We start from the raw sequence: 22,622 nt of genomic DNA, 5'->3' as shown, positions 1-22,622 counted from the left end.
TTTTTCTTTAAAACAATAAAGATTACTTCACTTAATATTTATTTTCATAGGAGTTCAGTGAACTTCGTTTGAAGTGAATAGCTGGAAATTGCTCCTAAAAAACATCCTCAAAAAATATTTTGCTCCCAAAGAATTTTCTTCTTAAAATAATTAAATAAATACTATACTTTTACTACAATATAATGAGTGCTTTTGCAGTTATGGTTTTGACTGTGAACTGTTGCTAAAATTTTAATTTGTAACCCATTAACTCTAGATAAAAGTGAAAACAAAAGGATTAATTTACGTTTTTTTTGTGTGTATTTTGTTTCAGGCTTGCGGCAGAAAATCAGCCGCCGATTTTAATTCCGATTTTTCATTATTTAAAGAGTATATAGTCAGTTTTACGGGGGGAATAGTCTCGGCGCAATCTGACATTCGTGTGGTGTTGGCTTTCGATAACAATAATTGGAAAGTCAATCAGGTTTTGGACGATGATTTATTCGATATTTCTCCAAGCGTCAATGGGAAAGTGGTTGTACTTTCGAACAATACCATCGCTTTTATTCCCGAAAAAAAGCTGGAATCGGGCACGGAATATCAGGTGACTCTGCATTTGGATAAACTGAATCCAAAAGTGGCTGAAAAGAATAAGGAACTTTCCAATTTCAATTTCACGGTAAAAACCATCAAGCAGGATTTTATTGTGAACACGCTCGATGTTCAGTCCTACAGCAAGGAATACCAATATCTGAATTGTGTACTGAAAACCGCCGACAATATGGATTTAGAAACCGCCAAAAAGTTGGTGGAAGCGGAGCATAACGGCAATGATTTGAAAATTATTTTCGAGAAATCGAATACTGTTGGCAAGGAATTTAAATTCAGAATTGACAGTATTCAAAGAGTGGATTCTGCAAGTAATCTTGAGATAAAATACGACGGGAGCGATTATGATATGGACCAAAAAGGGACTATCGATTTCACGATTACGGCACTGAATGAGTTCAAAGTCATAAAAACCGAATTGCAGGAGGGAAATAACCAAATGTTGTCGATTAATTTTTCGGAACCATTGGAGAAAGGACAGGATTTTAAAGGTTTGGTGGCGATTCAGAACACCAATAATTTGAAGTTTTCGACACAGGGAAATGTGTTGAAGGTTTATTTTAATAATGAGAAAGCCGTTGAAAAACCAGTTGAAGTTGTTCCTGAAGTAGTATCAGAAGTTGTTACTTCAGATTCTACTGCTGTCGTGGTTGATAGCGTTTCAGTTGAAGAATCCGAAGAGCCAGAAGAAGCGGTAGATGCAGTCGAGCCTGTTGCTATTGTTTCTCAAAAACTCAGTGGAGAATTATTATTGGAGGTTTTTCAAGGAATCGAAAGCGAATACGGTAAAAAGTTAAACGAGAATTATTTAGAGAAAATTTCATTTGATGAAATAAAACCCAATGTTCGTTTCATTAAAAACGGAACGATTCTGCCAAGTTCTAGTAATCTAAAACTCAATTTTGAAGCCGTAAACTTAAGTGCCGTTGATGTAAAAGTGTTCAAAATTTACAAAAACAACATTCTTCAATTTTTGCAGGATAATGAGCTGAATGGTACTCGAAATCTGAAAAGGGTCGGACAGCCAATCGCTAAATCAACGCTTTATCTCAATGAAAACAACTTAGTCAATCCAAGTAAATGGAACACTTTTGCTTTGGACTTGTCCAAAATTATAACACCGGAACCAGGTGCCATTTACAGAGTGGAGTTCTCATACAAAAAAGCCTATTCCTTATATAAATGTGAATCTTCAACTACTGATGATAGTGAAAATGACGAGGCGGAAGAAGTTGATGAAAAAGACGTGAATTATAGTCAAAATGCCTATGATGATTACTATTATGAAGACTATGATTGGAGAGAAAGCCAAGACCCATGCTCGAATTCGTATTTTTACAATGCGAGAATTGGAACAAATATTTTGTCCTCCGATGTTGGTGTAATTGCCAAAAGAGGAGAAAATAAATCGTATTTATTCGCAGTAAACAATATCATTACGACCGAACCAATTTCTAATGCACGAGTGGATTTGTACAATTTTCAGCAGCAAAAATTAGCTACAGGAACTTCAAGCAGTGAAGGGATTGCTAGTTTTCAATTGGATAGTTTTGCTTATTTTGCTATTGTTACTTACGGAACTCAATCGACTTATGTAAAGCTTGATGATGGGAATTCGTTGTCGGTCAGTAATTTTAATGTAGCTGGCGAAACTTTGCAAAAAGGGCTCAAAGGATTCATTTATGGAGAACGTGGCGTTTGGCGACCTGGCGATAATTTGTATTTGTCCTTTATTTTGAATGATGCTTCCAATAAAATTCCATCAGGACATCCAATAAAATTTAGATTGAGTGATCCAAATGGAAAAGTGACTTATCAAACCGTCCAAAAATCGAATGACTGGAATCATTATGCTTTTACCGTTCCGACAGAAATGGATGCACCTACCGGAAATTGGGAAGCAATGGTCAGCGTTGGTGGGGCGAAGTTTTATAAAAGCATCAAAATTGAAACCATTAAACCGAATCGTTTAAAAATCAAAAATACTTTCAAAAGAGCGGTGCTTTCGTCTTCGTATCCAAATACAAGCAATCTGGAAGTGACTTGGCTTCACGGGGCTGTGGCGAAAAATTTGAATGTCGAAATGCAGGCTAAATTTTCGCCACAAACAACGACTTTCAAGAATTATGAAAAGTATGTTTTTGATGATTTGGTGCGACAATTCAGTACTGAAGAAATTACGGTTTTCTCAGGTAAATTGGATGCCAATGGAAAAGCAAATACTTCTATAAATCCCAAAATTCAAGGAGTAGCACCAGGTATGCTGAAAGCTTCGTTTATTACTAAAGTCTATGAAGAAGGAGGAGACTTTAGTACTGACGTTATTGCAACTACTTATTCTCCGTATAACACTTATGTTGGAATCAAATCGCCAGAGCCGAACAAATACGGTATGCTCGAAACTCGTAGAGTGAACCAGTTTGATGTGGTTACCGTTGATGAAAGCGGAAAGCCAAAGGCGGTAAAAAATCTGGAAGTAAAAGTCTATAAAGTAGAATGGAGATGGTGGTGGGATGCTTCTAGCGATAATTTGTCTAACTATAATTCTGATGATGCGACGACTTCGTATAAAACTTTTAGAATAAATACCGATGCAAGAGGGAAAGGAAGTGTGAGTTTTGCATTGACAGATGAGGAATGGGGACGTTATTTGATTCGGGTTTCAGATGAGGTTGGCGGGCACGCAACAGCATTAACGGTAAATATCGATTGGCCAATGTGGTCCGGAAAAACTAGAAATACAGATGCTTCAACTGCGAATATGCTAGTTTTTTCTACCGATAAGGAAAAGTATGCAGTGGGTGAAAATGCACAAATCTCTTTCCCATCAAGTGAAGGTGGTCGTGCTTTTATTTCTATCGAAAATGGTTCGAAAGTAGTACAAACTCTTTGGGCGAAGACCCAAAAAGGAGAAACGAAAGTGACTATTCCAATTACCGCTTCGATGGCCCCGAACGTGTATTTTAATATTACGTTGTTACAACCACACGCTTCGACTAAGAATGATTTACCAATCAGAATGTACGGAATTGTGCCAATTGAAGTTATTGATAAAAACACGATTCTTGCCCCCAAATTAGTGATGCCTGATGTGTTGCGTCCCGAGCAGTCCTTTGCTTTAAAAGTGAGTGAGCAATCTGGAAAAGCAATGACCTACACAATTGCAATTGTAGATGAAGGGTTATTGGATTTAACACGCTTTAAAGCGCCAAATGCTTGGGACAGTTTTTATGTTCGCGAAGCTTTGGGAGTAAAAACCTGGGATATTTATGATGATGTGATTGGTGCGTATGGCGGAAAAGTGAATCAGATTTTCAGTATTGGTGGTGACCAGGATTTGGGTGGCGGGAAAGCCAAAAAAGCGAACCGATTTAAACCGGTAGTGATTTATATGGGGCCTTTTAAATTGGAAAAAGAAGAAACCAAAACACATCAAATAAAATTACCGAAATACATTGGTTCAGTAAAAACAATGATTGTAGCTGGCGATGCCACAACAAGCGCTTATGGAAGTGTCGAAAAAGCAACTCCTGTGCGCAGTCCTTTGATGGTCTTGGCTTCGTTGCCGAGAAAAATATCTCCATCGGAGAAAGTGACGATTCCTGTTACTGTTTTTGCAATGGAAAAAAACATCAAAAACGTTACGGTCCAAATTAAAACCAATAATGGATTAAAAGTTATCGGAAGTGCTTCCCAAAAAGTATCATTTGCACAGCCTGATGAAAAAATGGCTTATTTCAATTTGGCCGTTGGTTCTGTTACAGGAATTGGAAAAGTACAGATTGTGGCAACTTCGGGCAAGGAGAAATCGGTGTATGATGTTGAGATCGATATGACCAATCCTAATCCGGTGACAAATACATTTACCGACGTGATTTTGGAACCAAACAGTTCTAAAACTATTTCGTGGAAAACATTTGGTGTTTCGGGAAGCAATAAGGCAAAATTGGAAATTTCTTCGATGCCAACTATCAATTTAAATGGACGATTACAGTATTTGATTCAATATCCGCACGGTTGTGTTGAGCAAACCACATCGTCAGTTTTCCCACAATTGTATCTGAATGACATTGCCGATGTGGATGCTTACCGTAAAGATTTGATTCAGAAAAATGTTACCGCAGGAATTACCCGACTCGGAGGTTTTCAATTGTCTAGTGGGGGAATAACCTATTGGCAGGGAGGAACAGAGGCAGATGATTGGGGTACTTCGTATGCTGGGCATTTTATGATTGAAGCAGAGAAGAAAGGATACTTTTTACCAATTAATTTTAAATCAAAATGGATTTCGTATCAACAAAAAGAAGCCAAACAATGGCGATTTGAAAAACGATATGGTAATGATTTTGCACAATCTTATCGCTTGTACACTTTGGCTTTGGCTGGAGTACCAGATTTGTCTTCGATGAACAGATTGCGTGAGACAAAAGGTATTTCGAACGAAAGTAAATTGCGTTTGGCAGCGGCTTATGTATTGGCAGGGCAAAAATCGGCTGCTTCGACTCTATTGTTAAACAGTACTATAGAAGAAGATTCTAAATACAGTTATTACTATTATGGCTCCAGCGACAGAAACCGCGCAATGGCTTTGGAAACGATGTTGTTGCTTGGGCAAAAGCAAAAAGCATTTGCAATGGCGATAAAATTGGCAAAAGATATGTCAAGTGATCAATGGATGAGCACACAAACAACAGCTTATTGTTTGTATGCAATGACTAAGTTTTCTGTGAGCAATGGTCCTAAAGGAATCGATGTTCAATTTAGTAAAGACGGAAAATCACAAGCTGTTAAAACGATGAAAACAATTGCCGACAGAAGTTTGGCTGTAAAAATGGGTTCGAATACTGTGACTTTAAAAAATAATAGAAAGAACAGATTATTTATTCGAGTGTTGAATACTGGAATTCTTCCTATTGGACAGGAAAATGCCATTCAGAGCAATGTTTCGGCATCCATTGTTTTCAGAAACAGAAAGGGCGGCGTTATTAATGTGTCAAAAATCAATCAAGGAACTGAATTTATCGCTGAGGTAACCGTTCGAAACCAGAAAAATGAGCATGTAGAAAATGTGGCGTTGTCACAGATTTTGCCGTCTGGATTTGAAATCGTAAATACCCGTTTCACGGATTATGGAGATGCGACTAACAATGTTGCCGATTATATTGATATCCGCGATGACAGAACCAATTTCTATTTTGGGTTGAAAGCTGGAGAAGCAAAGACATTTAGGATATTGATGAATGCCTCTTATTTGGGAACTTATTATTTGCCTGGACTACAATGTGAAGCGATGTATGATAATACGTTTTTAGCAAGAACCAAAGGGTTTTGGGTTCAGGTGGTGAAGTAGAATTTTGTAGTATTACGTTTCCTAACAGGTTTTCAAAACCTGTTAGTTATTTAATTAAGACGAATTAATTTTTCTTTTAGGGATGAAATGGATACCTAACAGGTTAAAAGAAACCTGTTAGGAAAGTAAAAACCTGTTAGGATAATAAAAAGTAATTATGGAAAAAGATATTTTCGAATCAGGTCAATATTATCACATATACAATAGAGGTAATAATAAAGAAAATATTTTTATTGAAGAGAAAAACTATAGTTATTTTTTAGAAAAAATAAAGAAATATCTACTGCCAGTTACGGATGTTTATGCCTACTGTCTACTCAAAAATCATTTTCATATTGTTTTAAGAATTAAAGACGAAGAAGAGTTGCCAGAAAAATTAAAAGAAAAAATTCATTTGCCTTTTTCTAATTTGTTTAATTCTTATTCAAAAAGTATAAATACGGCTTATAACAGAACAGGGAGTTTATTTCAAGAACATTTGCAAAGAAATAGGATTGAAAATGAAGAGTATTTGAAGCAATTGATAGTGTATGTTCATTTGAATCCTGTCAAACATAAATTTACAAAATCATTCGAAACATATTTACATTCTTCCTATCGTTCTTTTGTTTCAAATAAAGAAACGAGTATTGATAGAGATTACATTTTAGAATTATTTGGAGGTATAGATAATTTTAAGTTTTATCACGATGAAAGAAGATTGATTTATGTGGGTATAATTGATGCTATTGATAAAATGGATGAATAGATTATTGAGGTTTACTTATCCTAACAGGTTTCCAAAACCTGTTAGGTATGTATTTAGAAAATGTTAATCTAATCTTTCTTTTTATGAATATAAATGGAATTCCTAACAGGTTAAAAGAAACCTGTTAGGAAGAGAAACAAGCAAAATCACTTTGAAAAACAAATTAACAGCGTTCCTGCAACGCATAATCAATTGGATAAAACAGCATAAAATTAAATCATCAATAGCCTTTTTGCTGTTGGTGGTTTATTATTTTTCGTTGCCAAGAACTTTATTTCAAGAACCCTATTCTACGGTAATTGAAAGCAAGGAAGGAGAATTGCTTGGGGCTAAAATTGCGCTTGACGGACAATGGCGATTTCCGGCGCAAGACAGCGTGCCTGACAAATTCAAGAAATGTATTGTTTATTTTGAAGACGAATATTTTTTTAAACACCCCGGATTTAACCCTGTGGCGATGGTAAATGCTTTTCAGCAAAACAGAAAAGCGGGCAAGGTAGTTCGCGGTGGAAGCACATTGACCCAGCAAGTTATTCGCTTGTCCAGAAATGTCAAAGGCCGAACCTATTTTGAAAAAATAATAGAACTCATTCTCGCCTCGAGATTAGAGTTGGGATATTCGAAAAACGAAATTTTGGAATTATATGCTTCTCACGCTCCCTTTGGTGGAAACGTGGTGGGCTTAGAGATGGCTTCGTGGCGGTATTTTGGTGTACAGTCCCATCAATTGTCTTGGGCTGAAAGTGCTACTTTGGCCGTCTTGCCCAATGCTCCCAGCTTGATTTATCCCGGAAAAAATCAAATCAAATTATTGAGTAAACGCAACCGCCTTTTGTTAAAACTGAATCAAGAAGGAGTGATTGATAAACAAACTTATGAACTCTCGATAGACGAACCGTTACCACAAAAGCCGTATGATTTGCCACAAATAGCGCCTCATTTATTGCAACGCGTTGCTAAAAACCAATCAGGAACTCGGGTTAAAACGACGGTAGAAATTGGATTACAAAACAGAGTCAATCAAATTGCTAAATATTATTACAGCCAATACAAGCAAAATGAAGTGCATAATTTGGCTATTTTGGTTGTAGATGTATCGAATCGAAAAGTGTTGAGCTATGTGGGCAATTCGCCTACGGATATTAACCACCAAAAAGATGTGGATATTATTGACGCGCCAAGAAGCACTGGAAGTATTCTTAAACCGCTCTTGTATGGAGCGATGCTCGATGATGGCGAGTTACTGCCTAATACGCTAGTGGCAGATATTCCAACGCAGATTTCAGGCTACACGCCTCAAAATTTCAATTTAACATTTGATGGAGCAGTTCCAGCGCATCGGGCATTGTCGCGTTCTTTGAATATCCCTGCTGTATTGATGTTGCAGGATTTTGGCGTGAATAAATTTTATGAAGAATTGCAACGATTCAAGTTGCGTGATATTTCAAAACCGCCAGACCATTACGGTTTGTCGCTTATTTTGGGTGGAGCCGAAAGTAATCTTTGGGATTTGTGCCGAACCTATGCCGGTTTGTCTTCCACTTTGAATTACTTCAACAAAAATCGAGGACAATACAGAACCAATGAGTTTGTCGAATTAAACTATCAAGATGATTTTCAAGTTGATTTTGGCGACGAAACCAAACAAAAGAACATCTTGGGAGCAGGTTCGATTTGGCAGACCTATAACGCAATGGAACAAGTTAATCGTCCCGAAGGAGACGAAGCGTGGAAGTTCTATGACAGTTCGCTTAAGATTGCCTGGAAAACGGGAACGAGTTTTGGGAATCGCGATGCATGGGCGATAGGAACCAGCGCCAGATACGTTGTAGGTGTTTGGGTTGGGAATGCAACAGGCGAGGGCAGGCCAACTTTGACGGGAGTCACCAGCGCGGCGCCTATTTTATTTGATGTTTTTAATCTGTTGCCAAGACAGCGGTGGTTTGATACGCCTTATAAAGATTTGGAGGAAGTTGAGGTGTGCAGTTTGAGTGGTCATTTAGCCAAGGATGGTTGTCCAACCATAAGACAATGGGTTTCGAAGAAAGGTAAAAACACATCTATTTGTCCCTATCATAAAACGGTGCATTTAGACAAAACACTACAATTTCAAGTGAACAGCAGTTGTGAAAACATAGAGAATATTGTGACCAAAAATTGGTTTGTGTTGCCTCCAGTAATGGCTTGGTACTATAAAAGCCAGCATATCGAGTATCAACCATTGCCTCCATTTCGAGATGATTGTATGGGGACGCAAACGGCAACAATGGATTTTATTTATCCTAAAACCAACAGCAAAATCTATCTCACCAAAAATTTCAACAGTGAAATACAGCCTGTGATTCTAAAAGTTGCTCATTCGCAACGAGAAAGTAAACTGTTTTGGTATGTGGACAATGTGTACAAAGGTGCAACCAAAACCTTTCACGAAATGCCTATTTCGGCTACCACTGGATTTCATTACATCACCGTGGTCGATGAATTTGGAAACGAAATCCGAAGAAAAATTGAGATTGTAAAAGAGTAACTATGTTTACAGCCTGAGCTTTTTTAGAAAACAACAAAAAGGCAGAAAAGATGTCTGGTAGCCCCGATAGAAGTAAAAATCCTTGTGGCCCGGGGTTCGGGCCACAAGATTGTAACGAATAGCGGGACGACTGTTGATGAAATATCAAATTTTCTGCTCCTAAAATTAATTATCGAACTCAGGTTTGTATTTTGTTTACCGCACTTGGTTTCATATTCCTTTGTTTTTTGAAATAATTTGAAAGATGACTTTCATCGGTGAAACCAAATTCATAGGCAATCTGCTTTATGGATAATTGCTTGTTCAAAATTCTTTTTTCTATTAATTGAACTCGTAGTTTATTGCAGTAATCTCTGTAACTTATAGAGAAATTTCGCTTGAAATAAGTTCCAAAATAGCTTTGTGAAATATTAAAATGATCCGCAATGGTTTTAATTTGAACCAGTTTTGGTTTGTAAATGTTCTGATGAATATAGGAGATTATTTGGTCGTTGTCTATTCCTGAACCTGTGATTTTTATATTCTGTTGCTGCAGGCTTTCTTTTATCAGTCCAAAAATGGATAAAATTTGGTAAAATGCAATAGGTGAAGTAGAAATATTGGCTTTACAATTGTAGCTTCTTATGTTATCAATGGTATTTTTTAATATGCTTGCACAAGTTTCATCAAGTTTCAATACATTTTCTTTGAGTGATTTATCACGCATAATATTCTCGGGTGTATTGAGTAGAAACTCATCACAAGACAATTTTTTATTCGAATTAAAATAAGTGTCAGTGAATTTTATAAAGAAAAATCGGGTTCTTTTTTTTATGTCAAAATAGTGTTCATCGTCGGTTGAGATTACAAATAAATCTCCTGACTGATAGGGAAGCAAGTTGTTGTTTAACTGATGAATTCCACTGCCTTTGATGATGTAAATAATCTCGTAATAGGTGTGACTATGCGTAGGAAGATGATATTTATCTTCTTCAAATTCATCAATCACTAAAGTGTCAAATTGATTCAATTTTTTCATAGCCTATAGTTGCAAGTTTATATTGTAAAATTACAATTTTTATGCTGATTTTATAAATAAATTTGCATCGGATCTTTTGATCTTTAAATAATCAATATAAAACGATATGAAATGAGCATGACCGTAAATTGGTCGCAAATACCAATAATGATATGCGAATTACATATGACCGATAAAAAACAATAAATATAACATATGAAAAAAAGCTTGATTTCACTCTCTTTGGGTGGTTTGACAATAGGAATTACGGAGTTTGTGATGATGGGGATTTTACCTGATGTTGCCTCAGATTTAAAAGTTAGTATTCCAATTGCAGGATACTTAATTTCGGCTTATGCGCTGGGCGTAGTCATTGGTGCACCTTTGTTGGTTATCATAGCTCGAAATTATCCGCCGAAGAAAACGCTTATGATTTTGGCAGCTATGCTCGCTTTCTTCAATTCGTTATCTATAATTGTACCCAATTTTGAATTCTTCTTTTTAACTCGATTGTTATCTGGATTGCCACACGGTGCTTTTTTTGGCGTTGGAGCTGTAGTAGCTAGCCGCCTTGCCGATAAAGGGAAAGAAGCTCAAGCAATATCTATTATGTTTGCTGGATTAACAATTGCTAATCTTATTGGGGTGCCTATTGGAACTTACATTGGACATCATCTTTCTTGGCGTTATACTTTTATTCTAATTGGTTTTTTTGGAGTGCTTACGTTTATTTCTCTTTATTTTTGGATGCCAAATCTGCATTCCAATGACAGAGTGTCAATGAAAAAGCAAATGCAATTGTTTAAGAAAGTTGAGGCTTGGTTAGTGATTCTGATTACAGCTATCGGGGTAGGAGGGTTGTTTTGTTGGATTAGTTATATTGCTCCTTTGTTGACAGATATTTCTGGTTTTGATGCTGCCTATGTGCCTTATATTTTGATATTGGCTGGTGCTGGAATGGTTGTTGGGAATATTGTTGGAGGTAAATTGGCTGATACATTTCCACCTGACAAAACACTTATCACTTTGTTTTTTATTATGGCTTTAGATTTAGCAATGGTATTTTTGTTTTCTTATAATCCTTATGTTAGTTTATTTTTGGTGTTTTCAACGGGATGTATTTCGTTTACTTTTATTGCATCAATCCAAATGCTGATGATTCAGATTGCGGTTGGTGCCGAGATGATCGCTTCGGCAGCTATACAAGCATCATTTAATATTGGGAATGCCTTAGGAGCTTTCCTAGGCGGATTGCCTTTGATTGCTGGATTTAGTTATGCATCGCCTAATTTAATTGGAATAGGAATGTCGTTAATGGGGGTTTTGTTTACTGTGCTGTTGATACAACGCAAGAAAACAACTTTAAGACTTCAAACTGTCGAGATTTAATTAATTGCTTTATTCCCATTTTTTTTAGGAGCAGAAACATTTGATATTTCATCAACAGTTGTCCCGCTATCCGTTACAATCTTGGGAGCCGAACCCCGGCTCACAAGGATTTTTACTTCTATCGGGGCTAATCGACAGCTTTCTGCTTTTTTTTGAAGTTATCCAAAAAAAGAAAAACCAATAATAATTGAATTCAGTATTTAAATTTTACTTTTTAGCGGATAAATAAACCCCCACCAAAATAATAAAAGCGCCAATACATTGTACAAATGTCAATACCTCATTGTCCAGCAAGCCCCAGAAAAAAGCAACTATAGGAATTAAATAAGTAACCGAGGTGGCAAAAACGGGAGACGAAACCTGAATCAATTTAAAGAAGATGACGTTTGCAATACCAGTTCCGACAACTCCCAAAATCAATATGAACCATAGGGAATGCTGTACTTTTTCGACCTGAACCACATCAAAGAAATCAGTGAAAATTAGAATGGCCAAAGCAGGAAAAAGCAAGATTAAAAAATTCCCAGTCGTAATGCTCAAAGGCGTCAAATCCGATAAATATCTTTTGATTAAATTGACGTTAACAGCATAACAAATCGATGCAATCAAAACCAGAATGGCATAATAGTAATTTTGTTCGGGGTGATTTACTGCTCCGTTAAAAACCAAAAGCATACTTCCCATAAGCCCGATGATGACTCCCCAGATTTGGCTTCGTCGAAAAGTAAGTCCAAAAAAAGCAGCTCCCAAAATCAATGTATTCAGAGGTGTCAATGAATTTAAAATGGCCGTAATTGAACTGTCTATTTGAGTCTCGGCTATGGCAAAAAGATAGGCTGGCATAAATGTTCCAAACAGCGAAGTCAATGCAATATATTTCCATTGATAATGCGGAATTTTTAGCAAACTCTTAAAGCCAATCAAAAGTAGAAAAAGTGCTGCGAAAATAATGCGCAATGACCCCAATTGAAAAGCGGTCAATCCGATCAACCCTTTTTTTATCAATATGAAAGAACTTCCCCAAATTAAGGATAGAATCAATAAATAAACCCACTTCAATTGCTTTGTCATCGTAAACGTTGTTTTGATGCAAAATTGTGAAAATTTTAAAAACTTTCGTCTCTTTTTTGATTAATTTTGCAACCAATCAGAAGAAACTAAATCAATTAAAATAATATCATATGAATTTTACAAAATCAATCGCAATTATAGCACTTTCGGGATTGCTTTTTGCAAGCTGTAAAGACAATAAAGCCGAAGTAAAAACTGAAACTGCTTCAACTGAAGTGGAGACTCCAAAAGTTAAAAAAGAAATTGCTGCAGCCAATTTGCAAACGGCTAGTTTTACTGTCGAAGGAATGACTTGTGCAATAGGTTGTGCCAAAACAATTCAAGAGGAATTAACAGTATTAGACGGTGTTCAGGAAGCCAAAGTAGATTTTGACAAAAAACTGGCTACCGTAACTTTTGATAAAACCGTTCAAACTCCAGAAAGCTTAACTAAAGTAGTTCAGGCAACAGGTGACGGAAAAACATACAAAGTTTCCAATATGAAGTCTTAAAAAGACAAATTATCTATAAAAAAAGCATTCGTTTTTGGCGAATGCTTTTTTTATGTTTTTTATTTCCACTTTATGGTTTCCATCAGTCGCTGCATATCGTTTTTGATATAACTGGCCGCTGGCATAATGGAATCAAAATTGGGTTTGGCATAAAAATAAACCGAACCTGTGACAAAATGTTTGATGCTGTCGGTAGCGTAAAACTGGGAATTTGTAGCCGCATTTCCATCTACTTGATAAAACATTCCATACACTTTTTTATCAGGGTTCAGATAAGGTTGCTCCAAGATGTCATCTGCTTTTATGACGTGCTCATAAGTTAATTTTTGAGCATCCCTAAGCAGCGTTTTTATATTGCCATTTACAGGTTTATAGGTCAGGTAAATAGTGGCTTTCATCTTTGGGTACGTAATTGAATATCCGCAATCTTTGTCTTCTTTGACAATTGCTTTGGAATTCATATCAAATTCAAATGGGCAATGACCTTTAAGGGTAACATATTCCGCTTCGGGGTAATCCAATCTTAAATAACTGGCTGGTTTAGGTAAAACATCATTTTTACACCCAACTACAGTATAAAAGAATGTAAAAAGTAGCGCTATAGCTGTAATTTTTTTTAGCATTTTAATTTTATTCAATCGTTACTTTAATTTGTTTGACACGTTTTTGGTCCACAGATTCGATGACAAACGTACAGCTTTCAAAAATTATTTTCTGTCCCTTTTTAGGAAAATTGCCTAAAATCTCAAGAATAAATCCTGCCAACGTTTCTGCTTCCCCTTTTCGCTCTTCAAATAAATCTTCATCCACATCAATAATCCTATAGAAATCCTTTAGGTTTATTTTGCCTTCAAAAATATAATTTTTATCATCAATTTTAGAATAATTAACAGGCGCATCATCATATTCATCACTGATTTCACCAACTATCTCTTCAATTACGTCTTCTAATGAGACCAATCCTGATGTTCCTCCATATTCATCGACCACAATGGCCAAATGGCTTTTCAAGCTTTGAAAATCTTTAAGTAAATTGTCCAGTTTTTTATTTTCAGGAACAAAAAATGGCTCTCTTAATAAAGTGGTCCAATCAAACGCCATATAGTTTATATATGGGAGTAAGTCTTTGACAAATAAAACACCCTCTATTTGATCAATATTGTCCCGATATACAGGAATTCTAGAGAATCCTTTTTCTATTATTTTTGGATAAATTACAGCAAAGGACTCGGTGATTTCCAAAGCAAAAACATCTATTCTCGGACTCATTACCTGCTTGGTGTCAGTATTTCCAAAAGACACAATTCCTTCGAGTATTTTTTGTTCTTCAGTTGAAGTTTCACCAGTGTCTGTTAGTTCCAAAGCTTGAGATAGTTGGTCTACCGAAAAATTTGTCTTCTGTTTTCCTAATTTATTTTGTAAATATATGGTTATCGAGCGCATTGGGGTACTTACCGGAGACAATATTTTGTCTAATCCAGATATGGGATAAGCAATTAATTGGGCAAACTTTATGTTGTTTCTGCTGGCGTATACTTTTGGTAAAACTTCACCAAAAAGCAATAACAGGAAAGTCACCAAAATTACTTCGGTTATGAATTTTAAAACTGGAGATTGTATCGCTGCAAAAAGGTCTTTTCCAACAAAGGAGAACAAAATAACTACCGCGATGTTAATGAAATTGTTGGCTACCAGCAGTGTAGCTAAGAGTTTTTTTGGTTTCTCCAAAAGGTTGACTATTATTCTCCCTTTGGAGCTGTTTTCCTGAATGGTATCGTCTAAGTCTTTTTGTGATAAGGAGAATAATGCTACTTCGGCGCCCGAAACTATTGCAGAACAAAACAGCAAAATAATAATTCCGATAAAACCGAATATTAAGGTAAGGTCAACTTGAGATGCAATCTCTAAACTGGGCTCTGGGTCCAAATTCTTATAAATTAGTTAAACAATTAAAACGGCAAGTCATTGATAGGCAAGTCGTTATTTTGAGCTTCAAAGTTAGTGTTTTTTGTGGATTCCGAAGAATTTAATGTCTTATTGCTTTCGGTATCTTTTTTAGTTGTCAAAAAAGTGAATTCAGTTACCTGAATTTCCATTGTATGTTTGGTAGAACCGTCTTCGGCTTGCCATTGTCTTGATTTTATTCGGCCTTCCACGTAAATCTTATCTCCTTTCGAAAGGTATTTTTCGCAAATTTCGGCCGCTTTGTTGCGAACAACTAGATTGTGCCATTCTGTAGAAGTGATTTTTTCGTTGGTCGTTTTGTTTACATAGACTTCATTTGTAGCCAATTGAAATCTTCCGATACAGTTTCCTCCGTCAAAATAATGCATTTTAACATCGTCGCCAAGATGGCCTATAAGCATCACTTTATTTAATGTTCCGTTCATGATTTGGTGGTATTTCTATCAAAGGTACATTATTTTTTGAAAACTACTTTTACTGGATTTCGATAAAATAGATTTAGAATTGGCACTTTTTCCTATCTTAAATAAGTAATCATCCGAATCGATTAAAGAACCATGTCGAATTTATCTTACCTGAAACCACCTAATATTACTTTATATAGTCTCTCAGATTTCACAGTTTTTCCTCAATGAAATTATGAATCACTATTGGGAATGGAAAAGTTTTGGCTGTTTCAAGATCGATACCATTTTCGATTGTGCCTTTTAAACTTGCCTTCCAAAACTTGATGTGCAAATGTTGGTGTGATAGTTTATGGACAATACTTTCTTCATTGTATTCCAATAGGCTCTCCATTTTGTTTTCTAGGAAAAAGTTTTGATTGATCTGCTGAGCCACGGTTTCGAAATCTTCGACTTTGTCGGTTTCGATTAAAGGGAACTCATATAGATTGTGCCAGATTCCTTTGGCGGTGCGTTTCTGAATGATGGTGTTCTCCAAATCATCGACTGCTACTATATAATTAAAGTAGCGGTTTCGAACTTTAGTTTTCTTTAATTTTACGGGTAACTGATCTACTTTCTTTTTTTGCAGAGCGGCACAGCTATTATTAAAGACACATTCGGTGCAATTTGGATTTTTCGGTACGCATTGCAGGGCGCCAAATTCCATTATGGCTTGGTTGAATTGTGCCGGGTTGTCTTTAGGCATTAGTTCGAAAGCCAAAGCAGCGAATTCTTTTTTGGCTGAAGCTTGTGCAATATCGGTTTCTAGGTCAAAATAACGTGAAAGTACGCGGAATACATTTCCGTCAACGACGGGAACACATTCATTATAGGAGAAGGATGCAATTGCGGCTGCTGTATATTCGCCGATTCCTTTTAGCTTTAACAAGTCGGAATAATTATTTGGGAAAACGCCGTTCATTTCAAAAGCTACTGTTTGGGCAGTCTTGTGTAAATTTCGAGCACGGGAATAATATCCTAATCCTTGCCAAAGTTTTAGGACTTGTTCTTCATTGGCTTTTGCCAAATCAAAAACAGTCGGAAAAGCCTCGGTAAAAGCAAAAAAATAAGGCATTCCTTGAGCCACTCTTGTTTGCTGAAGCATGATTTCGGAGAGCCAAATTTGGTACGGATCGGTGGTTTTTCGCCAAGGTAAATCACGCTTGTTTTGTAAGTACCACTTAATTAATGTGTTGTGAAATTTCATTGTAAAATAATTGTAAACAAAAGTAATTGTTTATGTAATTAAATTTTAACGAATTAGGTTGATTTATTGTTTTTTAAATTCATATATTTGCAAACTCAAAAAAATTATTACAACATAATAAAAAGGAAAGAAAATGACGAAAGCAGATATCGTAGCGAAGATTTCAGAAAAATTAGGTCTTGAAAAAGGGGATGTACAAGCAACCGTAGAGACTTTTATGAACGAAGTGAAAAACTCACTAGAAACTGGTGACAATGTTTACCTAAGAGGTTTCGGTAGTTTTATCGTTAAAACAAGAGCTGAAAAAACTGGAAGAAATATTTCCAAAAATACCACTATTAAAATTCCAGCACACAACATTCCTGCATTCAAACCTGCGAAAGTTTTTGTTGAAGGTGTAAAAGTGAACAACGAAGCAAAATAACACTATTAATTAATCATAAAATCTATTAGATATGCCAAGTGGTAAAAAAAGAAAGAGACATAAGGTAGCGACGCACAAACGTAAAAAAAGAGCGAGAGCTAACCGTCACAAAAAGAAAAAGTAGTTTTAAACTACTTTTTTCTTTTTTAAGTTCATTGAAATTGAGAAAAAGACGAATAGATGAAAGACGAAAAGAGAAAAGACGAAACTGTCTATTATCTAGTAATCTATTATCTTAAAGTCTTCTACTCTCCGGGTACAATACCTGTTAAATTATTGTTTAATCCATCCTTGCTGAAAAGTTGATGGTTGGTAGTTGATAGTTGATGGATTTTCCAACAACCGACAACCGACAACCGACAACCAATAAGTACGGATAAAAATTTACAAATGAATAAAGAATTAATCATTCGATCTAGTTCTGATTTCGTAGATTTTGCCTTATTAAAAGATGGAAAACTAATTGAATTACACAAGGAAGAAGAGAAAAGCAACTTTCAAGTAGGTGATATTTTTATTGCCAAAATAAGAAAACCTGTTGCCGGACTTAATGCTGCTTTTGTAAACGTAGGCTTCGAAAAAGATGCCTTTTTACATTATCACGATTTAGGGCCTAACTTAGCTTCCCAACTGAAATTCATAAAACTTGTAAGCGCAGGTAAAATAAAAGATTTCTCCCTAAAAAACTTTCAGTTTGAAAAAGAGATAGACAAGAATGGTACAATTACAGATGTAATTAGTGCCAATCAATCTGTTTTGGTGCAAGTTGTCAAAGAACCAATATCGACCAAAGGGCCAAGGATAAGCGCAGAGCTTTCTCTAGCCGGAAGATTTATTGTTTTGGTTCCGTTTTCTGATAGAGTTTCTATTTCGCAAAAGATAGAAGACAAAAAAGAAAAGGAACGTTTGAAACGTCTTGTACAATCAGTCAAACCAAAAGGATTTGGCGTTATTGTTCGCACAGTAGCCGAAGGCAAAAGCACAGTAGAATTAGAAAAAGATTTGCAGAACCTGCTTAGCAGATGGACTGCAATGTGTAAAAAATTACCAACTGCTCATCATCCTTCCAAAGTATTAGGAGAGCTCAACAGAGCTTCTTCAATATTAAGAGATGTATTTAATGATACTTTCAGTAGTATTCAAATTGATGACGAAGAGTTGTACAACCAAACAAAGGATTATCTGCAAGAAATTGCACCATCCAAACAATCAATTGTTAAGTTCTATCAGTCCAAAGACACTCCAATTTTTGAGAAATACAATATAGAGAGACAAATCAAAACTTCATTTGGAAAAACTGTTTCCATGAGTAAAGGGGCTTATCTTATTATAGAACACACAGAAGCTTTGCACGTTATAGACGTAAATAGCGGAAACCGTTCCAATAAAGCTACCAACCAAGAGGATACAGCCATGGAAGTCAATATGATTGCAGCCGCCGAAATAGCGAGACAATTGCGTCTTCGTGATATGGGCGGAATCATAGTAGTTGATTTTATCGATATGTCGAATCCCGAAAATCGTAAAGTCTTGTTCGACTTCTTGAGAGAAGAAATGAGCGACGATAAAGCGAAACACAAAATCTTACCACCGAGTAAATTTGGGTTGGTCCAAATTACCAGACAACGCGTAAGACCAGAAGTTAACATAAAAACTAGAGAAGAAGATCCAAACAATGAAAATGGCGAAATTGAAGCGCCAATATTAATCATTGACAAAATCGCTTCCGATCTGGAAAGAGTTTTAAAAACCCACAATAAAGTAGTGCTTAATGTACATCCGTTTGTGGCTGCATACCTCAGTAAAGGTTTTCCATCATTGCGTTCAAGATGGTTTTTTGAACACAAAAAATGGGTGAAAATCATACCACGTGACGCTTACACGTATTTGGAATATCATTTCTACGATAAAAAGGGAGATGTTATTAAGGAATAAAACAAAGAACCGCCTTTCGTGAGATTGGCGGTTTTTTTGTGTCTTGTTTAAAAAAAAACTGCCTATTAGGACAGTCTTTTTGATTTAGAAAATTTATTGATTATTGAAAATCGGTGTCATTTACTCCTTCGTTGATTGTGATTTCAGACATTTTGATATCCAGTTCAATGCCTATGTTTTGGATGATGTTAAAAGGAATTTTTATACTTTTTACTTCTCGATAATCGTTAAAATTAGTAGTAACAATAATTGTTTCTTCGTCTTGATCTATGATTTTAGATTCGGCTAGTTTCAGTCCGGTTTTGGTATCGTAGAAATAGGTGTTTTTTCCGTTTTTGATAACATAGGTATCGTTTCCATTGATAGTTTCAATTCGGTCGATGGTTAGTTTGTTCATCTTTAATAAAAGAAGTTCTTCAAAAGGAGTAGCTGATGCTTGCATTTCGGCTAACTCATCTCCTTCAAAATCTTTGTGTTGTCCTTGTTCAATGGCGTAAGCTCCTTTTTGAGTGATGACCTGTTTCATCATACTCATTCCTTCCATGGAAATTTCCACCAAAGAATTTCCTTTAATATCAATTTTTGAAGTATAGATTAAAGGTGCTGGAGCCTGCGGAATAGATGCTGATCCTACCATTGTGATAGATTTTACCGAAGAAACTACTTCCTCTCCTCCAATTGCTTTGATGTAATTCTCAAGCACATTTTTGGCTGTGATTCCTTCTGGAATTTCTTTGTTCAAAAGCGGTTTTTCTAAAGGATTTCCGTATTTGTCAAAATAGAACATCGGAATTTTTAGTTTTTCCAATCCTAGAGCAATCTCAGATCCTTTTCCTGTAATTACAATTCGCATATTGTCGATTAGGAAATATTTGTTGGCTACGCGTAATACGTCATCAGTGGTTACTGCGTTTATAGTTTGAATGTATTTCTCGTAAAAATCGGCTGGAAGTTTTTCGGTTTCTATGTTTAATGCATATCGAGCAACGGCTTGCGGTTTTTCTACCTGCATCACAAATCTTCCAATGTATCCTGCTTTTACAGTTGCAAGTACTTCTTCGGTAACTTTCTCGGTACGGATTCGTTTTATTTCTTTGATAAATTCCACTACGGCACTATCAGTAACAGCGTTTCTTACGGCAGATTTTGCGAAAAATTTGGAAGTGTATTTACCTGCGCCTATGCTTGATCTAGCGCCATAAGTCCAAGCGTGTTCTTCGCGTAAATTCATATTCAGATAACTGTTGAAATCTCCTCCCAGAATTTGATTGGCAATTACCACAGGGAAAAAATCAGAATCTCCCATTTTTAAATTCACGGTGTTTACCAATGTGATTTCAGACTGAACGGCATTGGATACATCAACTAAGTTGATTTGTAAATTTGATGTGTTTGCTGGAATATCATAGGGTACTTTTGGAGTGCTTTTTTTCTCCCAATTACCAAATAATTTTTCTACGACTACTTTTACATTATTGTATTTAACATCACCAACAATTACTAAGTATGCGTTTTCGGGAACGAAGTAGGTTCTGTAATTTGTTTCTACATCGGCAAGTGTTATGTTGTTTAAAGTTTCTTCGGTCATAAATTCACCAGAAGGATGGTTCTTTCCAAAAGCTAAAACATCAACAACGCGACTGGCAATTGCGGGAACGCTTTTTTCTTCGGCTTTCATTCCTTCGATTAATTTGGCCTTTTCTTTGTCAAAATCTTCTTGAGTGAAATTTGGATGTAAGACACCTTCTGCCATTAGTTCCAGAATTCTTCCGCTGTATTTGGAAAGTGAATTCGCTGTAGCTCCGTGAGAACTGAAATTGATGTCTACTCCCCAAAAGTCTATTTCTTCATTGAAAGCAGTTTTTGTTGTTATTTTACTACCGTTACCAATCAGGTTGCTGGTTAATTCATCGACTCCTTTTTTGTTGCCTTCTGCAAAAGGAGCGTTGTCTAACGTTAGATTGAAGGATACTTTAGGTAGTTTATGATTTTCTACTACCAATATCTTCATGCCATTGTTCAAAACAAAGCTTTGTGGTTTTTTGATATTGATTATAGGTGATTTTCCGGGTTTGGGTTGCGTGCGATCTTGTGCTTGCATAATTCCTGTTGATAATGAAAAGGATGAATACTGTACTTGTTTTCTTTATGATATCGGTTTCTTTAATTTTGGATTTTTGCCGGTATATAATCTAAAAGTAAGCGTTGATTTGAGTTTAAGTATTTGTTGGCAACCTCCCTAATTTCTTCTCTTGTGATAGAATGGTACAGTTCGATTTCTGTGTTAATTAGGTTGATGTCTTTGTATAATAGGTAATAAGATGCTAGATTATTGGCAATCCCTTCTATAGTTGCATTTGTGTTCACGAAAGTGTTGTCAAATTTGTTTTGCAGTTTTTCATAATCTTTTTCAGAAATCAAATCAGTTTGGATTTTTACAATCTCTTCGTCAATTTCTTTAAGTATGTCTGTGGTAGTGAAGTTAGCCATTGGTAATCCATATATTATGTACATTCCATAATCTTCTTGGCTAAAGCCAACAGCTCCGATTTGTAAAGCCATTTTTTTATCGTCTACCACTTTTTTGTATAATTTGGAACTTTTACCGTCACTTAGGTAAGATGAAATTAAGTCCAATACTCTGGCGTCTCTGCTTTTCATTGATGGAGTACGATAACTTGCTACCATCATCGGAATTTGAATGTTAGGGTCTTCGTAGGTAGCTTTGATGGTTTCTGTTATTGGTTCTTCTATGAAGGTTTTTTTGGGAACAATTTCTCCTTTCGGAATAGAACCAAAGTATTTTTGAATCCATTCCTTGGCTTGTTCTTTTTCAAAATCTCCGGCGACTACCAAAACAGCATTATTCGGCAAATAGAATTTTTTGTTGAATGCTTGAAATTCCTCTAGTGTTGCAGCATCTATATGCTCCATAGACCCGATTGTTGTCCAGCGATAAGGATGATTTTTGAACATATTTTCTTTTACCGCGGCCAATATATTTCCGTACGGTCTGTTGTCGTAGCTGGTCCTTTTTTCTTCTTTTACAACTTCATTTTGGGTATCGACCCCAATTTTGTTGATTATCGGGTGCATTAACCTTTCGGATTCCATCCAAAGTCCCAATTCTAAATTATTTGATGGGAATATTTCGTAATAATAAGTTCTGTCATCGGTAGTGTTGGCGTTATTTGTTCCTCCATTTGAAGTTACAATTTTAAACCATTCGCCTCTCTTGATGTTTTTGGTTCCTTCAAATAATAAATGTTCGAAAAAGTGAGCGAAACCAGTTCGATCTGGATTTTCGTCTTTGGCGCCCACGTGATACATGACAGAAGTAATAACAACAGGGGCAGAATCGTCATGGTGTAAAATAACATGTAAGCCGTTATCTAAATCGTATTCCTCGAAAACTACTTTTTGAGCTGAAGCAACTCCTCCTAACGTTAATACGGTACTTGACATCATTGTTTGTTTTTAATGG

General features: G+C 36.0%; 15 protein-coding genes. 7 read left to right on the top strand and 8 right to left on the bottom strand.

The genetic code is table 11. The annotated features are described in order from the left end of the window. The first annotated feature begins 262 nt into the window (after positions 1–262). The 3 genes from AC1DY0_RS05130 (at position 263) to pbpC (ending at position 9,213) form a co-directional block, all read left to right on the top strand. Positions 263–5,938 carry an alpha-2-macroglobulin family protein gene (locus AC1DY0_RS05130; protein WP_477187581.1) on the top strand — a complete coding sequence of 1,892 codons (5,676 nt, stop codon included), beginning with the start codon at positions 263–265 and terminating at the stop codon, positions 5,936–5,938. Between the two features lie 157 nt (positions 5,939–6,095). Then, complete coding sequence (locus tag AC1DY0_RS05125; protein WP_477187580.1) at positions 6,096–6,686, top strand: transposase; 591 nt, start codon at positions 6,096–6,098, stop codon at positions 6,684–6,686. 151 nt (positions 6,687–6,837) lie between these two features. Beyond that, positions 6,838–9,213, top strand: a complete 2,376-nt coding sequence (pbpC, locus tag AC1DY0_RS05120; RefSeq protein WP_477187579.1) for a penicillin-binding protein 1C — start codon at positions 6,838–6,840, stop codon at positions 9,211–9,213. Between the two features lie 178 nt (positions 9,214–9,391). Here pbpC and AC1DY0_RS05115 read toward each other — a convergent pair whose 3' ends face one another. Then, positions 9,392–10,231: an AraC family transcriptional regulator gene (locus AC1DY0_RS05115; RefSeq protein WP_477187578.1), complete on the bottom strand. Its 840-nt coding sequence runs from the start codon at positions 10,229–10,231 to the stop codon at positions 9,392–9,394. Between the two features lie 195 nt (positions 10,232–10,426). On the opposite strand from AC1DY0_RS05115, the gene AC1DY0_RS05110 reads away from it, so the two are divergent. Then, on the top strand, positions 10,427–11,599 hold the full coding sequence (locus AC1DY0_RS05110) for an MFS transporter (protein ID WP_477187577.1): 1,173 nt from the start codon (positions 10,427–10,429) through the stop codon (positions 11,597–11,599). A gap of 207 nt (positions 11,600–11,806) precedes the next feature. Here the strand turns inward: AC1DY0_RS05110 and AC1DY0_RS05105 are convergent, their stop codons facing one another. Further along, positions 11,807–12,670, bottom strand: a complete 864-nt coding sequence (locus AC1DY0_RS05105) for a DMT family transporter (RefSeq protein WP_477187576.1) — start codon at positions 12,668–12,670, stop codon at positions 11,807–11,809. 110 nt (positions 12,671–12,780) lie between these two features. On the opposite strand from AC1DY0_RS05105, the gene AC1DY0_RS05100 reads away from it, so the two are divergent. Next, complete coding sequence (locus AC1DY0_RS05100; RefSeq protein ID WP_477187575.1) at positions 12,781–13,161, top strand: heavy-metal-associated domain-containing protein; 381 nt, start codon at positions 12,781–12,783, stop codon at positions 13,159–13,161. Positions 13,162–13,220: 59 nt separating this feature from the next. Here the strand turns inward: AC1DY0_RS05100 and gldD are convergent, their stop codons facing one another. The 4 genes from gldD to mutY all read right to left on the bottom strand — a co-directional run bounded on the left by gldD (position 13,221) and on the right by mutY (position 16,779). Beyond that, positions 13,221–13,784 carry a gliding motility lipoprotein GldD gene (gene gldD, locus AC1DY0_RS05095; protein WP_477187574.1) on the bottom strand — a complete coding sequence of 188 codons (564 nt, stop codon included), beginning with the start codon at positions 13,782–13,784 and terminating at the stop codon, positions 13,221–13,223. Positions 13,785–13,791: 7 nt separating this feature from the next. Beyond that, positions 13,792–15,087 (bottom strand): gliding motility-associated protein GldE, encoded by a 1,296-nt coding sequence (locus tag AC1DY0_RS05090; protein WP_477187573.1) that lies wholly within the window; start codon positions 15,085–15,087, stop codon positions 13,792–13,794. A 23-nt stretch (positions 15,088–15,110) separates the two neighbouring features. Further along, the gene (locus tag AC1DY0_RS05085; RefSeq protein WP_477187572.1) at positions 15,111–15,551 is read right to left on the bottom strand and encodes a single-stranded DNA-binding protein; all 441 of its coding nucleotides are present in this window, start codon (positions 15,549–15,551) and stop codon (positions 15,111–15,113) included. Between the two features lie 190 nt (positions 15,552–15,741). Beyond that, positions 15,742–16,779, bottom strand: a complete 1,038-nt coding sequence (gene mutY / locus AC1DY0_RS05080) for an A/G-specific adenine glycosylase (protein ID WP_477187571.1) — start codon at positions 16,777–16,779, stop codon at positions 15,742–15,744. A gap of 133 nt (positions 16,780–16,912) precedes the next feature. Between mutY and AC1DY0_RS05075 the strand changes: the two genes are divergently transcribed. After that, positions 16,913–17,203, top strand: a complete 291-nt coding sequence (locus AC1DY0_RS05075; protein ID WP_035634379.1) for an HU family DNA-binding protein — start codon at positions 16,913–16,915, stop codon at positions 17,201–17,203. A 390-nt stretch (positions 17,204–17,593) separates the two neighbouring features. Further along, positions 17,594–19,138, top strand: coding sequence for an Rne/Rng family ribonuclease (locus tag AC1DY0_RS05070; RefSeq protein ID WP_116798396.1), 1,545 nt, complete (start codon positions 17,594–17,596; stop codon positions 19,136–19,138). Positions 19,139–19,238: 100 nt separating this feature from the next. Here the strand turns inward: AC1DY0_RS05070 and AC1DY0_RS05065 are convergent, their stop codons facing one another. Continuing rightward, positions 19,239–21,239, bottom strand: coding sequence for a M16 family metallopeptidase (locus tag AC1DY0_RS05065; RefSeq protein WP_477187570.1), 2,001 nt, complete (start codon positions 21,237–21,239; stop codon positions 19,239–19,241). A gap of 62 nt (positions 21,240–21,301) precedes the next feature. Further along, positions 21,302–22,603 (bottom strand): M16 family metallopeptidase, encoded by a 1,302-nt coding sequence (locus AC1DY0_RS05060; protein ID WP_477187569.1) that lies wholly within the window; start codon positions 22,601–22,603, stop codon positions 21,302–21,304. Between the last annotated feature and the right edge of the window lie 19 nt (positions 22,604–22,622).

It is taken from the genome of Flavobacterium sp. P1_E4, from assembly GCF_056405915.1.
Note: the sequence above shows the minus strand (reverse complement) of the source record. Positions and strands in the feature narration are given on the sequence as shown.

Bases quoted from the DNA above. Each gene is read 5' to 3' on its own strand.
- AC1DY0_RS05100 (WP_477187575.1), top strand. From the start codon at position 12,781: ATGAATTTTACAAAATCAATCGCAATTATAGCACTTTCGGGATTGCTT.
- AC1DY0_RS05110 (WP_477187577.1), top strand. From the start codon at position 10,427: ATGAAAAAAAGCTTGATTTCACTCTCTTTGGGTGGTTTGACAATAGGA.
- AC1DY0_RS05075 (WP_035634379.1), top strand. From the start codon at position 16,913: ATGACGAAAGCAGATATCGTAGCGAAGATTTCAGAAAAATTAGGTCTT.
- AC1DY0_RS05115 (WP_477187578.1), bottom strand. From the start codon at position 10,231: ATGAAAAAATTGAATCAATTTGACACTTTAGTGATTGATGAATTTGAA.
- gldD (WP_477187574.1), bottom strand. From the start codon at position 13,784: ATGCTAAAAAAAATTACAGCTATAGCGCTACTTTTTACATTCTTTTAT.
- AC1DY0_RS05105 (WP_477187576.1), bottom strand. From the start codon at position 12,670: ATGACAAAGCAATTGAAGTGGGTTTATTTATTGATTCTATCCTTAATT.
- AC1DY0_RS05065 (WP_477187570.1), bottom strand. From the start codon at position 21,239: ATGCAAGCACAAGATCGCACGCAACCCAAACCCGGAAAATCACCTATA.
- AC1DY0_RS05085 (WP_477187572.1), bottom strand. From the start codon at position 15,551: ATGAACGGAACATTAAATAAAGTGATGCTTATAGGCCATCTTGGCGAC.
- AC1DY0_RS05125 (WP_477187580.1), top strand. From the start codon at position 6,096: ATGGAAAAAGATATTTTCGAATCAGGTCAATATTATCACATATACAAT.
- AC1DY0_RS05070 (WP_116798396.1), top strand. From the start codon at position 17,594: ATGAATAAAGAATTAATCATTCGATCTAGTTCTGATTTCGTAGATTTT.
- AC1DY0_RS05060 (WP_477187569.1), bottom strand. From the start codon at position 22,603: ATGTCAAGTACCGTATTAACGTTAGGAGGAGTTGCTTCAGCTCAAAAA.
- mutY (WP_477187571.1), bottom strand. From the start codon at position 16,779: ATGAAATTTCACAACACATTAATTAAGTGGTACTTACAAAACAAGCGT.